The organism is Spongiactinospora rosea (genome assembly GCF_003315795.1).
GTDB classification, from domain to species: Bacteria; Actinomycetota; Actinomycetes; order Streptosporangiales; family Streptosporangiaceae; genus Spongiactinospora; species Spongiactinospora rosea.
The window spans coordinates 906,779-924,674 of the sequence record NZ_QMEY01000001.1; the positions used below are offsets into that span (position 1 = coordinate 906,779).

Annotated in this window: 15 protein-coding genes; 7 read left to right on the forward strand and 8 right to left on the reverse strand. The window is 72.7% G+C overall.

Features of this window, described 5'->3' with window-relative positions; all coding sequences use genetic code 11:
• Positions 1–247: 247 nt before the first annotated feature.
• The 6 genes from DP939_RS04795 to DP939_RS04820 all read left to right on the forward strand — a co-directional run bounded on the left by DP939_RS04795 (position 248) and on the right by DP939_RS04820 (position 9,161).
• Positions 248–3,949, forward strand: a complete 3,702-nt coding sequence (locus DP939_RS04795) for an nSTAND1 domain-containing NTPase (protein ID WP_113979233.1) — start codon at positions 248–250, stop codon at positions 3,947–3,949.
• Entirely contained in the window at positions 3,882–4,142 is a 261-nt protein-coding gene (locus DP939_RS04800) for a hypothetical protein (protein ID WP_147267871.1), read from the forward strand. Before DP939_RS04795 ends, DP939_RS04800 begins: the two co-directional genes overlap by 68 nt.
• Before the next feature lie 31 nt (positions 4,143–4,173).
• Complete coding sequence (locus DP939_RS04805; RefSeq protein WP_113979239.1) at positions 4,174–5,229, forward strand: hypothetical protein; 1,056 nt, start codon at positions 4,174–4,176, stop codon at positions 5,227–5,229.
• Between the two features lie 62 nt (positions 5,230–5,291).
• Positions 5,292–5,810 (forward strand): hypothetical protein, encoded by a 519-nt coding sequence (locus DP939_RS04810; RefSeq protein WP_147267872.1) that lies wholly within the window; start codon positions 5,292–5,294, stop codon positions 5,808–5,810.
• A gap of 139 nt (positions 5,811–5,949) precedes the next feature.
• Positions 5,950–7,557 (forward strand): carboxylesterase/lipase family protein, encoded by a 1,608-nt coding sequence (locus DP939_RS04815; RefSeq protein ID WP_225878042.1) that lies wholly within the window; start codon positions 5,950–5,952, stop codon positions 7,555–7,557.
• Positions 7,554–9,161: an outer membrane protein assembly factor BamB family protein gene (locus DP939_RS04820; RefSeq protein WP_113979247.1), complete on the forward strand. Its 1,608-nt coding sequence runs from the start codon at positions 7,554–7,556 to the stop codon at positions 9,159–9,161. The genes DP939_RS04815 and DP939_RS04820 overlap by 4 nt, the downstream gene beginning before the upstream one ends.
• A 30-nt stretch (positions 9,162–9,191) precedes the next feature.
• Here the strand turns inward: DP939_RS04820 and DP939_RS04825 are convergent, their stop codons facing one another.
• Both DP939_RS04825 and DP939_RS04830 read right to left on the reverse strand, forming a co-directional pair.
• The gene (locus DP939_RS04825; RefSeq protein ID WP_113979250.1) at positions 9,192–9,878 is read right to left on the reverse strand and encodes a YqeB family protein; all 687 of its coding nucleotides are present in this window, start codon (positions 9,876–9,878) and stop codon (positions 9,192–9,194) included.
• Positions 9,879–10,003: 125 nt separating this feature from the next.
• Entirely contained in the window at positions 10,004–10,939 is a 936-nt protein-coding gene (locus DP939_RS04830) for an FAD/NAD(P)-binding protein (protein WP_113979252.1), read from the reverse strand.
• Between DP939_RS04830 and DP939_RS04835 the strand changes: the two genes are divergently transcribed.
• Positions 10,904–11,752 (forward strand): helix-turn-helix domain-containing protein, encoded by an 849-nt coding sequence (locus tag DP939_RS04835; RefSeq protein WP_225878043.1) that lies wholly within the window; start codon positions 10,904–10,906, stop codon positions 11,750–11,752. The genes DP939_RS04830 and DP939_RS04835 overlap by 36 nt on opposite strands.
• Here DP939_RS04835 and DP939_RS04840 read toward each other — a convergent pair.
• The 6 genes from DP939_RS04840 to DP939_RS04865 all read right to left on the reverse strand — a co-directional run bounded on the left by DP939_RS04840 (position 11,728) and on the right by DP939_RS04865 (position 17,876).
• Positions 11,728–12,675 carry a WD40 repeat domain-containing protein gene (locus DP939_RS04840; RefSeq protein WP_113979255.1) on the reverse strand — a complete coding sequence of 316 codons (948 nt, stop codon included), beginning with the start codon at positions 12,673–12,675 and terminating at the stop codon, positions 11,728–11,730. The two genes, DP939_RS04835 and DP939_RS04840, sit on opposite strands and share 25 nt — an antisense overlap.
• Positions 12,676–12,742: 67 nt before the next feature.
• A complete protein-coding gene (locus tag DP939_RS04845) occupies positions 12,743–13,564 on the reverse strand; it encodes an NmrA family NAD(P)-binding protein (protein WP_113979257.1) in 822 nt (273 codons plus the stop codon).
• Between the two features lie 85 nt (positions 13,565–13,649).
• Complete coding sequence (locus DP939_RS04850; RefSeq protein WP_113979260.1) at positions 13,650–14,828, reverse strand: ABC transporter permease; 1,179 nt, start codon at positions 14,826–14,828, stop codon at positions 13,650–13,652.
• The gene (locus DP939_RS04855; protein WP_113979263.1) at positions 14,829–15,527 is read right to left on the reverse strand and encodes an ABC transporter ATP-binding protein; all 699 of its coding nucleotides are present in this window, start codon (positions 15,525–15,527) and stop codon (positions 14,829–14,831) included.
• Entirely contained in the window at positions 15,520–16,977 is a 1,458-nt protein-coding gene (locus DP939_RS04860) for a peptidoglycan-binding protein (RefSeq protein WP_199564965.1), read from the reverse strand. The genes DP939_RS04855 and DP939_RS04860 overlap by 8 nt, the downstream gene beginning before the upstream one ends.
• A gap of 2 nt (positions 16,978–16,979) precedes the next feature.
• Complete coding sequence (locus DP939_RS04865; RefSeq protein ID WP_113979266.1) at positions 16,980–17,876, reverse strand: hypothetical protein; 897 nt, start codon at positions 17,874–17,876, stop codon at positions 16,980–16,982.
• Positions 17,877–17,896 lie beyond the last annotated feature (20 nt).

The window sequence follows — 17,896 nt, forward strand, 5'->3', positions numbered from 1 at the left end:
GCCTCGGTTTTGGTGGACGACGTGAGGGGGTGGCGGCTGCCTGGCATAATCACGGTTCGTGTTCACCATGTTACTCGCCTGGCTGGAGAGGCGGTTGCGGGCGCTGGGAGGGGTGGTGCAGCGCGGGGTGGTCTTTGGGAGTGGCCACGTCACTCAGATCGCCGGAGACCAGACGATCATTTATAGGCCGGGGGCGCCGCAGCGTAGTAGGCCTGGTACGGGGGGTGGCTTGTGCCCGTATCCGGGGATGGCGGCGTTCGAGGAGGCGGAGGCGCGGTGGTTCTACGGCAGGGATGCGCTGGTCGCTGAACTGGTGGGGCGGCTGGACCGGCGGGTGGTGGGCGGGGGGATCCAGATGGTCGTGGCGCCGTCGGGGGCCGGGAAGTCGTCCCTGTTGCGGGCCGGGCTGCTGCCCAGGCTGGGGGCCATGGCGCTGCCGGGGTCGGCGCGCCGGCCGGTGGTGGTGCTGACGCCGACCGCTGATCCGCTGGCCGCGCTGGCCGGGGGGATCTGCTCGCTCACCGGGGAGGATGTGGAGGCGGTCGCCGCGGTGTTGTCGGTGGACCCCGGTGCTTGTGTCCCGATGCTGGCTCGCGCGTTGGCCGGACGGGGCGGCGGGGATGGGGAAGCGCCGCCCGATCGGGTCGTGGTGGTGGTCGATCAGTTCGAGGAGCTGTTCAGTCTCTGTGGCGTCGCGTCGAGGCGGGTGGCGTTCGTCGCGGCGCTGTCCCGGCTGGCCACCGGCCATGTGGGGCTTGTGGTGGTGGCGCTGCGGGCCGACTTCTTCGCCGACTGCCTGGCGGTGGATCGGCTGCGGGCGGCGTTGCGGGACGATCCGTTGCTGGTCGGGGCGATGTCGGCCCCGCAGGTGCGCGAGGCGATCGTCTGCCCCGCCGAGGATGTCGGGCTGGAGGTCGAGCCGGGGCTGGTCGAGGTCCTGTTGAGCGATCTCGGTGTCAGTGACCGCGACGCTGAGGGCGGATATGAGGTGGGACGGCTTCCGCTGCTGGCGCATGCCCTGCGGGCCGCTTGGAACAACCGCGACGGCGTGACGCTGACCGTCCAGGGGTACCGGGACACCGGGGGGATCCGCGGCGCCATCGCCACCACGGCGGAGCGGACGTTTCTGGCGTTGGACGACGACGGGCGACGCGCCGCCCGGTGGATGTTCCTCCGGCTGGTCAGGATCGGCGACGGCGTTCACGACACCCGGCAGCGGGTGCGGACCGCCGATCTGGCCCAGGCGGGCGAGTCCGTCGAGGTCGTGGTGAACGCGTTCACCGAGGCCCGGATGCTCACCCGCGACCGCGACATCGTCGAGATCAGCCACGAGGCGCTGCTCCGCGAGTGGCCCAGGCTGCGGCGCTGGCTGGACGACGACCGGGCCGGGCGACTGACCCAGCAGGACCTGGAGGAGGCCGCGGCCGCGTGGCAGCGCGACCGGCGCGACCCGGCGGCACTGTATCGGGGCAGCCGCCTGGACGCCGCCGTCACCTGGGCCGCGAGGTCCGCGTCCGATGAGGCCAGCCGTACCGCGCAGGCGTTCCTGGCCGCTTCGGTCCGGCTGCGACGCCGTGCCGCCCGGCGACGTACCGCGCTGGTCACGGTTCTTGCGGTCCTTCTCGCGCTGACCGGCGGTGCCGCGGTGGTCGCCACCCACTACGCGGCCACCGCCAACGGTCAGCGGACGCTGGCGCTGCCGCGGCAACTGGCCGCGCAGAGTCAGCTCCTGCTCGACGTCGATCCGCGGCTCGCGGCGAGACTGGCCGCGACCGCCTGGCATCTCGCTCCGGGCGTCGAGTCCCGCCACGTACTGCTCGACACCTGGTCGTCCGCCCGCGACGTGCTGACGGGCCAGGGCGGTGCCATGGCGTCGGTGGCGTTCAGCCCGGACGGCGCCCTGGTGGCCGGCGCGGGGGGCGACGGCACGGTACGGCTGTGGCGGGTGTCCGACCGGCGGCCGGTGGGCGCCCCGATGACGGGCCATGACGGCATGGTCAACGCCGTGGCGTTCAGTCCGGACGGCGGCACGCTGGCCAGCGCGGGGGATGACGGGACGGTACGGCTGTGGCGGGTCGCCACCCGCACCCCGCTGGGCGTGTGGATCCGGCACACCCAGGACGCGGAGACCATCGCGTTCAGTCCGGACGGCGGCATGCTGGCCAGCGCCGGGGACGACCGGGTGATCCGGCTGCGGGGGATCACGACCTCGCGGGAGGACGCGCTGGCCGGGCACACCACCGAGATCAATTCCATCGCCTTCTCCGCGAACGGCGCACGGTTGCTGAGCGCGGACGCGGGGGGCGCCGTCCGGCGGTGGGACGTCGCGAGCGGCCGAGGCGAGGTGCTGGTCGAAGGCGGCGATACCGACGAGTCGATCGAGGCGCTGGTGCTCAGGCCCGGCAGCCGTACGCTGGCCCGGGCGGGAGACGGCGGCGAGATCCGGCTGTGGGACGCGGCGACCGGGCGCGGCACCACGCTGGAAGGTCATGCCGGAGATGTCCAATCGATGGCCTTCAGCCCCGATGGCCGCACGCTGGCCAGCGCCGGAAGCGACACCACCGCCCGGCTGTGGGACGTCGAGACCGGGCGCGGTGTCACGCTGGAAGGCCACACCCAGGACCTGACCTCGGTCGCCTTCAGCCCCGACGGCCGCTCGCTGGCGAGCGCGAGCGAGGACGGGACGATCCGGCTGTGGGACATCGGCGGATCCCGCGAGGCCGTACTCCGGGGCGCCACGGACGATGTCAGAGCGGTCGCCGTCCATCCCGGCGGGACGATGGTCGCCGCCGCCGGGGACGACGGGAGACCGATGCTGTGGCGGCTCGCCACCCGCCGCCGCCTCGACGGGCCGCCGACCGCGCGTCTCGGCCGCACACTCGCGCTGGCCTTCAGCCCGGACGGCGGCGCGCTGGCCGCCGGGGGCGACGACGGGCGGGTACGGCTGTGGCACCTCGCCGATCGGCGCCCCAGCGTCACCGTCGCCGATCACGCCGGACAGATCCGCGCCCTGGCGTTCAGCCCGGACGGAGGCGCGGTCGCCGTCGCGGGCGAGGGGACCGCCGTCGGTGTGTGGCGGCCGGCCTCGGCGCGGCGTGTCCTGCTGCACGGCAACACCGACGACGTCAACGCCGTGGCGTACAGCCCGGACGGCGCGCTGCTGGCCGGCGGCGGTGACGACGCGACGATCCGGCTGTGGTGGGCGGCCACCGGACGGCCGCGCGGCGTCCCGCTGACCGGGCATCGAGCCGACGTGAGGTCGGTCGCGTTCAGTCCGGATGGGGCCGTGCTGGCGAGCGGCAGTGAGGACGGGACGGTCCGGGTGTGGGATGTCGCCACGCATCGCCAGGTCGGTCCGGACATGACCGGGCACACCGGGGCCGTCCGTTCGGTGGTCTGGCATCCCGGCGGGGCCACGCTGGCGAGTGGTGGCGAGGACGGGACGGTGCGGCTGTGGGATGTCGCCACGCATCGCCAGATCGGTCCGGACATGACCGGGTACGTCGGGATCGTCCGCTCGGTCGCCTGGACTCCTGACGGGGCCACGCTGGTCGCCGGTGACGAGGAGGGGACGATCCGGCTGCACGACGTCCGGCTGCCCGCCGACCCGTTCGCCAAGGTGTGCGCGATCGCCGCCGGATCGCTCACGCCCCGTCAGTGGGCCAGGTATCTGCCGGACCAGCCCTATCTGCGGGTCTGCCCCGAACCGGCGGGATTTCAAGAACAGAGTGCGTTGGATGACTTATCGGAGGTCGATGATGTCGGTCGTGCGCAGACGCAGGCTGGCCCGGGGCGGGGCCGCCGTCGCGGTGGGGGCCCTGGCCGGGCTGGCGGTGTACTTCGCCCGGGTGGGACTGAAAGAGGCGGACCAACTGGCCAGCGTGCTCGGGTCGTTCGCCGCGATGCTCGGGCTCGGGGTGGCGGTGTACGGGCGGGTCGCCGGGCCTGACAGCCCTCACGACGCTCACAATGCTCACGACGCCCCTGCCCCGCCCGGTACTCCGGGCCCTGATGATCGCCCGGTCGCGGCGGGCGGCGATGCCGCCGGGGACCGCCACTCCGGCGCCCGGATGAAGGGCGTGGTGTACGGGAGCGGGAAGGTCGTCCAGGTCATCGGCGACCAGGTCATCTACGAGCGGTGAGGCTCGGGGCGGCCGGGTTTATGATCGCCCGGTGGCGGAGCGGATGGTCGTGTTCGCGTGCGCGGGGTGTGGCGCGGAGTTGACCGCGCCGGTGTCGCGGGTCGAATTGCCCGACCACGCGCATCAGTTCTACCAGTGGGTGCTGATGCCCGCGCTCCTGGAGCCGGGGACGTACGCGGTGGACCCCGAGCCCCAAGGGCCGCCGTGGCGGATGTGGGATGAGATCGGAGCGGAGGAGGCGGCGGCTCGTGGGGTGTACGCGCCGGTCACATCGCTTTCGTACGGCCGGGCGGGGCGGGTGGCGGTCGCGCCGGGGGAGGTGCGGGGCACCGAGCCGATCCTCGCGCGGTGCGACGGGTACTGCTGCGGCCACGCCGGCGGTGACGGCGTGAACCTGGCGTGCGCCGGGTGCGGGCGCGAGGTGGCGACGCGGGTGGACGACTGCTCGTACTGGCACGCGGTGTGGCTGGAGCCGGGCGCGGTACGGCGGGTCGTCCTGGAGGAGCCCGCTCCGGCGATCGTGGGGTGGGGGGACCTGCCATGCGAACCGGCGGTGGATCTGTCGGGGCGGTGGAGTCCGATCTGGGAGGCGGCCGCCGGGGTGGCGCTGGCCCACCTGGTCGTGGCGTCGGACGGCGGGCCGGTGCGGGTCGCCGATGGGCCGGCCGCTCGGTTCTTTCAGCCGTGGCTGGATTTCCTGCTTCCGCGGAAGGGAGCGGCGAAGGTTCTTGGGGTGGCGGGGCCGGGGCTGGGGGACGTCGAGGCGGACATCGCGCTGGTGCCACGGCATCCGCAGACCGGGCGGGCCTGGGGTGGCCGGCCGGGGCCGGCGGTGCCATTGGCGGCCGGGGTGTGGCGTGGTCTGGCGTTCGGGGGCGGGTGGCCGCCGATTCCCGCATCGGGGAGGATGCCGGACGGCGTCCTGCGGGACGAGCCGCCGGCGCGCCCACCGTGGGTGCGGTTCGAGCCGGACCAGGATCTGTTCGTGCACAGGCTGGCGCGTTCGCCGCGGGTGAGGGAGCCCTGGCTATGGGCGATCTACGACCGGGTGCGGGACCGTATCCGGTGGCTGCCGGTCGACAGGTAAAATACTCAGCGTATTCCTGGGATTACCCACAGAAAGTACGGCGTGCGGCGTACCGTGCTGACATGCCTCCCGCGCACACCAGTCCGGTGACCGATCTGGTTCGAGCCTGTCATCGCTTCACCACGCACATGCGGCTGCTGGCCGATCAGCTCGGCCGGGTGCACGTCGATGACGGCGACGTGACGCTGCTGGACGAGGCGACGCAGAATGCGCGGATCGCGCTCTGGCACGTGATCGCCCGGTCCAACGGGGCGTTGCAGCGGCCGACCGAGGGCAATGAGTGCTCGTTCTTCACGGTGGTCACGGATGCAGAGTGGCAGCGGCTGATGGAGTCGGGGGAGTTGCCGAGGGAGCACGCCTACGAGTGCGGAATGCCCGCCGACCATCCGGGGCCGCACGTCACGTTCATCTATGAGGCGATGGGCACCTTTCAGGGGTGGTGGCTGCGCTGGCGCGGCCGGGAAAGGGAGTTGGTGATCCACCCTTACTGCGGGGAGACCCAGCGCGGGCTCGACCCCGACGGGCTCGACGACACCAACTGCCTGCTTTTCCAGGGACACCCCTGTCCACACCGTTTCTAACGGAAGAACGGAAATACCGGCGCGGAGCGACGCCGGGGTTAAGAAACAGAGTTATGGTCATCGCCATTGCTTCGGCTGACTCGCCTTGACACGATGCGTAAGATCTCCGACCTGCTGAGAGAAGCGCATCATGAGGCCCATGAGATGGCTGAGCGCGCTTGTTGCGATCGCGTTGCTCGGCATCGTGTCACCGTCCGAGGCGGCCCCTTTGGTGGCCGCTCCCGTCTGCTCCCCCGCGACGACCGTCGTCACCGACACCGGCAAGGTGTGCGGCACGGCGGGGCAGGGGGTCCTGTCCTGGCTCGGCGTCCCGTACGCCGCGCCCCCCGTGGGCGACCTTCGCTGGGCGCCCACCCGACGGCACGCCCCCTGGCCAGGGGAGTTGCAGGCCACCGAACGAGGCGCCCCGTGCCCGCAGGCCCCGCTCCTCGGGGCGGGCTCGGAGAACGAGGACTGCCTCAAGCTCAACATCGTCATCCCCGCCTCCGCGCACCCCGACCTGCTGCCCGTGATGGTGGAGTTCCACGGCGGCGGGTTCCGGTTCGGCGCGCCCGGGCCGGGCGACCATCTGGCACGCGCCGGGCAGGTGATCCATGTCGGGGTGGGTTACCGGCTCGGCGTGTTCGGATTCCTCTCCCATCGGGGATTCGGCCCGAACTCCGGCAACTACGCACTGAGCGACCAGCAGGAGGCGCTGCGCTGGGTGCAGCGCAACATCACGGCCTTCGGCGGCGACCCCAAGAACGTCACGATCTTCGGTGCCAGCGCCGGCGGATCGAGCGTGTGCGCGCACGTGGCCTCGCCCACCGCCCGCGGGCTGTTCGCCAAGGGGATCGTGCAGGCCGGTGAGTACAACTCGCTGCGCGGCGCGAACACCGTCTGGCAGCCGCAGGACTGCAAGGCCGAACTCCCCACGCAGACCGAGGCGCAGCAGACCGGCGACCGGTTCGCCACCGCGCTCGGCTGCGCCCAGGCCACGCCGGCCGCGGCGGCGGCCTGCCTGCGCGGCAAGCCGGTCAAGGCACTGCTGGACCAGTCGTCCGATGGCATGACCCCGGACCGCGGCACGATCGCGCCCATCGTGGACGGCCGCATCCTGACCAGTTCGCCGGGGCTGGCGTTCGCCAAGGGCAGGGTCAACCAGGTCGCGGTGATGCACGGCGTCGGCCGTGACGAGGTGCAGATCCCGCCGGCCAACACGCCGGAGCAGTACGAGAAGCTGGTCCGCGACCAGTACGGCCCGCTCGCCCCCGAGGTGCTGGCGCTGTACCCGCTGAAGCGGTACCCCGAGCCCGCGCCGTTCATCGCCTCCCGCACGATCGTGGCCGACAGCAACTCGGTCTGTCCCGCGCTGCGCAACGACGAGCGGCTGGCCAGGCGCATCCCGGTGTTCGCCTTCCAGGTGGACAACACCGACGCCCCGCCGCTGTTCTTCCTCGACCGGACCAAGCCGAACGGCAGCTTCCACATCAGTGAGGCCCCGTTCCTGTACGGGCCGGTGACGAACGAGGGGGCCAACCAGCAGGCGTTCGGCGTCCAGCTGGTCGCGCAGTGGACGGGGTTCGCCAGGACCGGCGACCCGACCGTGGACGGCACGCCGTACTGGCCGCGCTACACGATCAAGGACCCGGCGGTCATGTCCCTGGCCCCCGCGGGTGACAGCGTCGCCACCCGCGAGATCGCCAGGCAGCATAACTGCGACTTCTGGGACAAGCACACACCGTACGTGAACGAGGAGAGACGATGACCGGCAGACGACTCATCCGCGCGGCTGCGGCGCTGGCCGCGCTCTGTTTGGCGGTGACCGCCAGCCCCGCGACCGCGACCCCCGCGCCGGGCGGCGGTGACCGGCCGCACCACGGGGACTGGTCGATGTGGCAGCAGAACCCGTGGGGCTGGCGGCACAACGCCGCCGAGCGCAAGATCACCACCGGCAACGTCGGTGGCCTGGAACTCAAGTGGGCCTTCGCCTACCCGAAGGCCGCGGGCGCCCCGCGCAGCCAGGCCGCCGTCGTCGGCGACACGGTCTACTTCGGTTCGCCCGAGGGCAAGATGTACGCGCGCGACGCCGCGACCGGCGCGGCCAAGTGGGAGTTCGACCTGAACACGGTCGGCCAGGGCGGCTGGCCACCGCAGGTCCAGGACGGCCCCGCGGTGGCCAGGGGCAAGGTGCTGTTCGGTGACAGCCGCGGCTACTTCTACGCCGTGGACCAGCGCACCGGCAAGCTGGTGTGGTCCCGCCGACTGGACGACAAGCTGGCCGCGCTGGTGACCAGCTCGCCGGTCGTACTGGACCGCAAGGTGTTCGTCGGCGTGTCCAGCGGCGAGAACATCATGGGCAAGGACCACGAGTGCTGCCAGTTCCGCGGCCACCTCAACGGCCTGGACATCGACTCCGGCAAGCAGTTGTGGCGGTTCTACACCACGCCGCCGCCGGTCGCGGACGGCACCTGGCCGAACGGCAAGACCCGCTACGCGCCCTCCGGCGCCGGGGTCTGGAGCAGCCCAGCGGTGGACCCGATCACCCGTACGGTCTACGTCGGCACCGGCCAGAACTACACCGGCAGCGCCGGACACTACGACTCCGTGCTGGCCATCAACGCCGACACCGGACGCCCCCGCTGGACCCGCAAGATGACCGACGTGGACACCTGGCGGATCGAGTGCTCGTTGCCCACCCCCCAGGACCGCGAGTACTGCCCCAACTTCCCCGACGGCACCGCGCTGGACTTCGACCTCGGCGCAGCCCCGAACCTGTTCCGCGCGGGCAGGCGGGCGCTGGTCGGGATCGGCCAGAAGAACGGCGTGTACCACGTGCTCGACGCCCGCACCGGTGAGATCGTCTGGCAGCGGTCGCTGTCCAAGCCGCAGCCCGGCGGCGGCCTGACGGGTGTCCAGTGGGGTTCCAGCTACGACGGCAAGCGGCTGTACGTCGCGACGTACATGGCCTCCCCGGGCACGCTGTTCGCGCTCGACCCGGCCACCGGGCACCTGCTGTGGGAGACGCCCAACCCGGCCGACGGCTGCACGACCGGCGGCGCGTCGCAGTTCCCGCAGTTGTGCAGGCCCGGTCACTCCACCGCCGTGTCCACCACGCCGGGACTGGTGTGGGTGGGCAGCACCGACGGCAAGGTACGCGCCTACTCGGCCGAGACCGGCCAGGTGCTGTGGTCCTACGACACCATCCAGGACGTCGTGGGCGTGAACGGGCTCACCGGCCGCGGCGGGCAGGTCGCGGGCACCGGCGGCCCGGTGATCTCGCACGGCATGGTGTACACGCAGTCGGGCGCGGGGTTCTTCCCGTACCCGAGCCCGCACGGCGCGGTGTTCCTGGCCTTCGGCCTGCGCTGACGCCATAGGTTCACAACCCCCGGCGGCGGGTCACTCGCCGCCGGGGACGCTCCGCCAGTGCTGGCGCTTGTCGCGGTCGCGGACCACGACACCGAGGCGGGTCAGTTCCTCGCGGAGCTCGGCGGCGTCGTCGCCGCGGTCCTTCTCCAGCGCCCGCGCCCTGGCCCGCAGCAGGGCGTTGGCGGTGGGGGACAGCTCCGGGTGGTCCTCCACCCAGCGCCGGAACTCGTCGCGGTGCGGGTCGCCGTCGGCGTGCCAGGGGTAGCCGTGGCGTACGAAGGCGTCCTGGACGCGGGCGGCGGACGGCAGCGAGCCGCGCGACCTGGCGATCTCCTCGGTGGCGTGGCCGAGCAGGACCACGGCCTTGCCGTCCAGGAACGCCGCGCCGACATCGGCCCGGCGTACCTCCTGGCGGGAGTCGCCGTACACCAGGCTCGCCCGGTCGTCGTCCACGGTGATCACCACATGGTCCGCGATCGCCAGGAACGCGAGCACCAGCCCGGCGATGCCCCCGACGGCCAGCGCCCCGATCGTGACGTGCGGCTCGGGCAGGGACGCGATGAACTCCAGCGGCTTGTCGAACGGGACCCATGGCAGCGTGATCGCCCATCCGGCGACGGCCTTGATCCCCCAGCCCAGGCCCGCGCCGAGCACCGGGAATCCGGCCCAGATCAGGGCCTGTTCGCCCGGCGGCAGGGTGACGACGGTCTCGGTCACACCGTCACCCGCCCGGCTCGCGAGGCGCGGGCCCCCGCCGGGGCGAGCAGCAGCGGGCCCAGCGCGGGCGGCGGCCGCGTCGCCGTTCGCGGACGCGGCGGGGTGTCGGTTCGCATCCCTCGACGCTAGGGAGGGGCGGGGCGGCGGCGGATCGGCCGCGGGTCGCCTCCGGCGTGACCGAGGTCGCCGTCCGGTGCCCGGCGCTCAGCGCAAAGTAGCGGGCCGCCCGCTACTTTCGTCGCGGCCAGGGTGAGCATGGCGTCGGCGGCCCGGGCGCTCTGGGCGGCGACGCCCGGAATGCCGGACGTGATGAACGGTCCGCCGCCCGCGAGGTCGCCCGCCACCTGGACCCGCGGATCGGCCGGTACCACGCCGCCCGCCGGGTGGAGCGCGGCCAGGCCCTCCGCCACCAGCGACGTGACGAGTTCCCCGGCCGCGCGGGGGACGGCCTGGGGCGGCGGGTTGATCGCGTTGATCACCGCGTCCACCTGGATGGTGCTGTCACCGAATGTCACTGCGAAGCCTCCATCGGTCGCCTCCACGGCGCGGACGTCGCGCGCGAGGGTGAGCCGCCCGGCGTCCAGCAGCCGCAGCAGCCGGGCCGCGTTCACCGGGACCATCGGTGAGGCCACGCTGGTCGCCAGCCGGAAGTGCCGCCGCAGCCGGGCCCGCCCCGGCTCAGGCAGCAGCCGCCAGGCGTAGGGGCCGACGGTGTGCGCGGTCTGCTGGAGGACCCTGCGCCCGATCCGCGTGTCGCCGGTGTTTCGCAACTGCCGCCGTAGCCGCTGTACCGGGTCGTCGGTCCCGGCGGCCAGCAGCTCGGCCGCGAACGCGTCGAAGTCCTCGCCCGCCTCGGCGAGTTCGGCGCGCAGCAGGCCGATCAGGCGATCGAGCGGGACCGTTCCGTGCTCGCGGTGCGCCGCGGCGACCCGCTCGGCGGTCACGTGCACGGGCCGGCGGCCGGACGGGCGCTGCCAGACGTGCGGCAGCGTGCCGCTGCGCGACAGCATCGTGATCGGCCCGGCGTGCCCGCGCCCGGCCAGGGACACGACGACGTCCACCGCGGTCAGGCCGCTGCCGAGGACGGCGATCCGGGCCTCGGCGGGGATCGGGGCGAGCGTGCGGGCCAGCGGATACGGCTCGTGGACATATCCGGGGACGCCGGCGAGGCCGTACAGGTCGCGCGGCTCGCCGCCGCGTTCGGGCCCGGCGAGGCGGCGTTCCTGGCCACGCTGTCACGTCCGCTGGCGATGCGGCTGCGGGAGTTCGCCAGGCCATCGGGGGCCTCCGGTCCGGGGGAGGACTCCGCGCCCGGCCTGGTGCTGTTCGACTCCTCCGGCGAGGCGACGTCGATCAACGAGGAGGCCCGGCGGCACCTCGCGTCCCTGCCGGACGGCCCGTCGGTGCCGTCCGCGCTGGGCGTGCGGCTGCCCATCTGGATCATCGGCACGGCGTTGCAGGCGCGGGCCATCGCCTTCGGCCGGGACCGGGGCGGCGCTCGCGTGCGCATTCGCACCGTGGACGGCCGCTGGCTGACCTGCCACGCCTCCTGCCTGACCGGCCCCGGAGGCCGGCCGGGCCCGGTGGCTCTGGTGATCGAGCCCGCCGCCGCGTCCGACCTGGCGACCATGATCGCCGAGGCGTACGGCCTGACCCCGCGCGAACTTGAGATCACCCAGCTCGTGGTACGCGGGCTGACCGTCGCGGAGATCGCCGAACGCCTGCTCATCTCCCCGCACACCGTGCGCGACCACCTCAAGGCCGTGTACGGAAAGGCGGAGGTGTCCGGCCGCGGCGAACTGGTCGCGCGGTTGTTCGCCGACCATTCCTGGCCATCGGTGAATCGTCCTCAGGCGCGGGTGTACACGAGATAGACATTGGCCGTCTTCACGGCCTTCTCGTCGAGGTCGGCGAGCACCCGCACCGGTTTTCCGTCCAGCCCGGCGACCACCACCTGGAAATCGCGGCCTTTTCCGACCAGCGCGACGAAGTGCCGCTCGTCCCACCAGCCGAACAGGGACTCGGCCGGGAAGTTCACCTTTTTGATGATCTTTCCCTGCGGCCAGCTCACCACACAGACGTCGGGGTCCTCCTCATAGGGGCACCCGGTGAGCAGCCTGCGGCCCGAGGGGGAGAAGGCGTATTCGCCGTCGGGGGTGTTTCCCACCTTGAGCGACCGCCGCAGCCGGCCGTCCAGCCAGTATTCCTTGATCTCGCCCTCCAACCAGGAGATGACGCTGCGGGCGCCGGGAGTCCATTCGAAGAACGCCTCGGGGTTGGCGTCGGTCACCTTGGCCTGGCGGTAGGTGAGTTTCTTCGTGTCCAGGATGGAAAAGCCGCTGACCTCTGATTTGGTGCTGGTCAGGCTCTTGCGCTCGGTGCCGACGAGGTACCGGCCGTCCGGCGACCAGCGCAGCCAATCCGTCATCCATGGCTGGCGCACGGTTTTGACGCGCTTTTCCGCCCAGGTGCCGCGGTCCAGCAGGACGACCTCGTCGCGTCCGTCGGCCGCGAAGTCCTCCAGCTGACCGGCGATCCGGTCACCGCGCGGCGAGACCGTCAATCCGTGATACCGAGTCCTTCGGGTGAAGATGTCGCTTCCTTTACCACGCAGATAGACGCCGTGGTACAGGCCGTACGACGTGACACGTAACCGGTCGTCCGGCCTTTCGTGCAGGGTGACCCCGGTCGCGGGAAGTTCGATATGCACGACGCCGCCGGTTTCCGCCGACACCGGGCCGGCATTCAGCAGCGCCAGGAAAATGGCGAACCCGCCAAGGCGAATGGTTGATTTCACGGCGCTGATCCTAAACCGCGACGGCGGGCGCGGGCGCGGTGATCGCGCCCGCTCGCCGGGGTTCGGCTCAGTCGAACACAGCGGCGTTCTCGCGGACCCACTGCGCGAACGTCCGCGCCGGGCGGCCGGTGACCTTCTCCACGGCCGGCAGCACCAGGTCACCGGTGATCGGCGGGTCGGTGCGCATGGCCAGGAAGAACTCGATGTCGCCGTCGCCGTAGCCCTCCGCGCGCCAGCGCGTGACCATCTCGTCCCTGCTCAGCTCGACGAACCGGATCTCCCGCCCCAGCACCTCGCCGATCACGCGCACCCGCTCCGGCATGGTCAGCGCCTCGGGCCCGGTCAGCCAGTACTCCTGCCCGGCGTGGCCGTCCCCGGTCAGCGCGGCCGCCGCCACCGAGGCGATGTCGGAGTCGTGGATCAACGCGCTCCTGGCCTCGGCGAACCCTTCGCGTACTGTGCCCTCCTCCCGGATGGAGGCCGCCCACTCCAGCGTGTTGGACATGAACTCCACCGGCGCGAGGTGGGTCCACTCCAGCCCGCCGGCCTCGACGGCCGCCTCCAGCGGGCTCTTGCCCATGTCGCCCTTCAGTACCGTCACCTTGCGCACGCCCGCCCGGACCGCGGTGGACACGATCTGCTCGCCGTTGGTGAGCGGCGCGAAGTCGTCCCCGCCGAAACAGATCAGGTGCGCGGCGGTGACTCCCTCGAAGGCCGCCTCCAGCCCGGTGCCGGCGGCCAGGTCGCCCGCCACCGCCTCGGCTCCGGCCGGAAGGTCGGCCTTGGCCGGGTTCCTGGTCAGCGCGCGGACCCGGTGCCCGGCCGCGAGCAGTTCGGCCACCAGGGGCCGCCCGACATTGCCGGTCGCACCGGTCACGAGAATCGTCATGGGGAATCTCCTCTCTCTCGGACCCGCACGTTATGAGCACAAAAGGACACTTGATGTCCGCCACTGCCCGGCGCTCGGAGGACGGTCAGCGCAGGGCGTCCACCGGTTCCATGCGGGCCGCGCGCAGCGCCGGGTACAGCCCGGCGAGCAGGCCGACCAGGGCTCCGGCGACCGGGGCGGCGAGGACCGGTGTGATGTCGAGCACCGGCGTCCACTGCCGTACGGCCGCCACCGCGACCACCGCGACGACGCCCACGCTCGCCCCGATCACGCCCCCGGTCAGCCCGATGAGCGTGGACTCCACCAGGAACTGCGCCGCGATGTGCCGCCGGGCGGCCCCCAGCGCCCGGCGCAGGCCGATCTCGGAGATCCGTTCCAGCACCGTGACCAGCGTGACGTTGGCGATGCCGACCGCGCCCACCACCAGCGACACCAGGCCCAGGACCAGGAACAGCCCGTTGACGTCGCCCTGGACGGCGTCCCTGGCCCGGGTGGGGCTGGGCGGGGTGATCACGTGCAGTTCAGCGCCCCTGGCCGGGTTGAGGGCGCGGGGGAGCTGGCCCGCGATGAGGCCGGCCGCGCCCAGGTGGGTGTTGACCAGTACGCGGGTGACGTCCTTGAGCCCGAAGTGGGCCCCGATGCCGGGCGGCACGATCACCGCCGTGGACAGCGCCTGGTCGCGGCCGAGTCCGGACAGGATGCCGATGACGCTGTAGGCGCGTTCGCCGATGAACACGGCGGGGCCGTCGGCCAGGCGGGACACGCCGAGCATGCGGGCGGCGTCCGCGCCGAGCACCACGACGCGGTCGCCCCGGCGTACGTGGCCCTCGTCGTAGAAGCGGCCCGCCGAGACGTGCCCGCGCACGGCGGCCGGGAGGTCCACCGTCGCGGCGACCACGGCGAGGTTGCGCCCGGTGACCCTGGTCGGGTCCACCAGCCGGTTGGCGGTGACGGTCAGGTCGGTGTCGCCCTCGTTCTGCGCGACGGCGGCGGCCGAGGCGACCCCGCGCAGCCGGGTCAGCTCGGCGGGGGCGTCCCAGCCGACCAGCGGGCCGTCCTCGCTCCGCGGCACCTCCACGGTGATGGCCGTCGCGGTCAGTTCGTCGAACCGGCCGACGATCCGGTTGCCCGCCGTGGCGGCCACGCCCAGCGTGATCACCAGGGTGGCGATGCCGAGCACGGTGCCGAGCGTGGTGAGGGCCGTGCGCAGCGGCCGGGCGAGCACCCCGGCCACCGCCTCGGCCCACAGGTCGCGCGGGTCCACTCATCCCTCCCTCAGCACGCCGTCGATGATCCGCACCCTGCGCCCGGCGCGGGAGCTGACCTCGTCCTCGTGGGTGATGACCACGATGGTGAGCCCCTGTTCGCGCAGCTCGTCGAACAGGTCCAGGAGCAGCGTGGTGTTGTGGCCGTCCAGGTTGCCGGTGGGCTCGTCGCACAGCAGCAGCGACGGCCGGCCGAGCAGCGCGCGGGCGACGGCGACGCGCTGCCGTTCGCCGCCGGACAGCCGGTTCGGTGGAAAGTCCGCGCGGTGGCCCATGCCGACGCGTTCCAGGGCCGTGCGGGCGCGGGCCCGCCGCTCCTTGCGCGTGCCGGTGGGCGGACGCCGGTAGACCTCGGCCAGCATGACGTTCTCCAGGACCGGCCGGTGCTGGAGCAGGTGGAAGGACTGGAAGACGAACCCGATCCGCCCGCCGCGCAGCCGGGTGCGCTCCGCGTCGGGCAGCGTGGTCGTGTCGATGCCGTCCAGCAGGTACCGTCCCGACGTGGGCCGGTCCAGCAGTCCCAGCGTGTTGAGCAGGGTGGACTTGCCCGACCCCGAAGGGCCGATCACCGCCACGTGGTCGCCTTGGTCCACTCGCAGCGACGCGCCGCGCAACGCGTGCACCGGCGGCTCGGCGGGGAAGACCCGGTCCACGTCCACGAGCCGGATCACGGGCTCGGCGGCCCCGGGGTCAGCCATCGCCGATCACGACCCGGTCGCCCTCCTTGATCGCCCCGCTGACCTGGACCTGGCCGTCGGCGGTGAGCCCGGTGCGCACCTCCACCGCGCGGGTCCGGTCGGTCGCGTACTCCACCTGGACGCGCGGCCTGCCGTCGGCCGCGGTGATCACCGCGGCCACCGGCACGGTCAGCACCGCGCCCTCGGTCTCGCCCACCGTGATCCGGACCGTCACCGCGGCCCCGGCCTGCTCGCGCAGTTTCGCGGTGGCGGCCGGTGTGATCCGCACGGGGACGCTGCCCGGGTCGGCCTGTTCGTCGCTCTTCTCGGTGGGGACGCGGGCGTCCGCGCCCATCGCGGTGAGCCGCGCCGGATGGGCCGTGCCCGCGCTGGTCTCGATGACGGCGGGCAGGCCCTCGCGGAGCAGTCCGGCCTCCTGGTCGTCCACCGAACCGTTGATCACCATGGCCGTGCCGGTCACCGTGCCGATCGTGGTCTCGACCGGCTCGCCCGCGCGCAGCGCGGTCTTGGTCAGCCTGGCGGGCAGCCTGGGGAGGAACACGATCTCGCCGGGCGGGACGCTGATCCCGTACGCGGCCTGGTACTCCAGCAGGTCCGCCCTGGCCCTGTCCAGCCTGTCCCGGCCGTTGGTGATCTTGAGCCGGAGCGGCCCGGTACGCCGGGCTTCGCGCAACGCCTCCCCGGCCGCCAGCACCGCCTCCTCCGCGGTCCGGGCCGCCTTGCCGTCCCCGGACTTCCTGGCCGCGCGCAGGTCGGCGCGGGCGTTGGCCAGCCGTTTGCGCAGCGAACCGACGTCCTGGGCCTTGCGCAGCGCGGCCCGGTCGGCGGCCAGCGTCTCCTCGGCGGTCTGCACCGCGGCGCGCAGGTCGCCGAGCGCCTGCCGGGCGGCGAGGCCGGGCTCCTGGGCGCGGTAGCCCCGCGCGCGGTACCACCGCTGGACCGCCGCCGCCGTACCGGCGTCGAACACGCCCGATGCGGGCGCGCCGAACCCGAGGCGGCGCAGCGCCCGCTGCAACTGCCGCACGTCGGCCCCCCGGGTGCCGGGCGCGATCGTGCGGTGCATCGGCACCTTCCCGGCCAGGGCGAACACCGGGCGGCCGTTCACCTCCATGAGCGGCCTGCCCGCGACGATCCGGCCCGGTCGCGGGGCCCGCGTGACGCGCTGGGGGGCCGTGCCCTCGTCCGCCGTGCCGCCCATGGAGCCGACCGCTCCGGCAAGGGTGATCGTCAGCGGCGAACCGTACTCCAGCGTGCCGTTGAGCGCCACCGCGCTGGTGAGCTTCTGTTTGCGTACCGGGGCGGTGACCAGGGATGGCCGGGGCGGTTCGCGCAGCGCGGCCTCGTCGGCGGGGGAGCGCAGCGAGCCGCCCACGAACCACCCGGCGCCCGCGATCAGGACCAGCCCGCCGACGACCATGGCGAGCACCCGGCGCGGCGACCTCACCGTCATGGTCACAGCCCGAAGTCTTGGTGGACGCGCTGCTCGATCTCCCGCTCGGCGGGCAGGAAGGCGGCGTAGAAGTCCTTGCCGCAGGCGAGGTCGTCGAGCGCGTCCTTGACCTCTCTGTCCAGGTAGGGGCGGGCCTGCTCGGCCGTGAGGTTCGGTTCGTAGCGCTCGCCCTTCTTGGTGCCGAGCCCCTTGGCGACGTCGTCGGGGATCTTCTCGCCCATCGGGCGCTTCACCGCCTCGAACCGCTCCCTGCCCCGGGAGGCGACGGCGGTCGGCTTGGTGGAGGGCACCGAGTATCCCTTGGCCTTCAGGCAGGAGGCGGTGGCGGCGGCCAGTTCGACCAGCTCGGCGTCACCGTCGAGTTCCTGCTCGGCCGTCCGTCGGACGGTCTCTCCGGCCTGCTCGAAGCGATCGAACCGCCCCTTGATCCGTTTCCCGGTGACTTGCTTGACCGCGTCGGCGTAGCACCGGTCCTCGGCGGTGCGGTAGGCGGCATACTGGCTCTTGGACAGTGACGCGATGATCTTGTTGTTCGGGTTGACGGCCTTCGGCTTGGCGGTCTCGTCCGGCTCGACCATGGGGTTGCCGAGTTCCTGGGGGTACACGTAGATCGCGAACACGCCGTACCCCTGCTTCTGCCGGTGTGCGAGCATCGCGGGGTAGTCGCCGGTCAGCGCCTTGCCCGCCGTCTCGCTGGTCGGCTGTGGCGGCGGGGCCACGAAGGGCACGCACTGGAAGCCGCGCCCCTTCATGCAGTCGGCGATGATGTTCTCGATCTTCCGCTTGGTCTCCGGGCCGGTGGCCGCGGGGGAGGCGGCGGTCGGCGTCGCGGCGGAGCCGCACGCGGACAGCAGCGCCAGCGGTACGGCGGCGCAGGCCGCGCGAATGAATTTGGGCATGGTTCACCTCAATGTCGGGC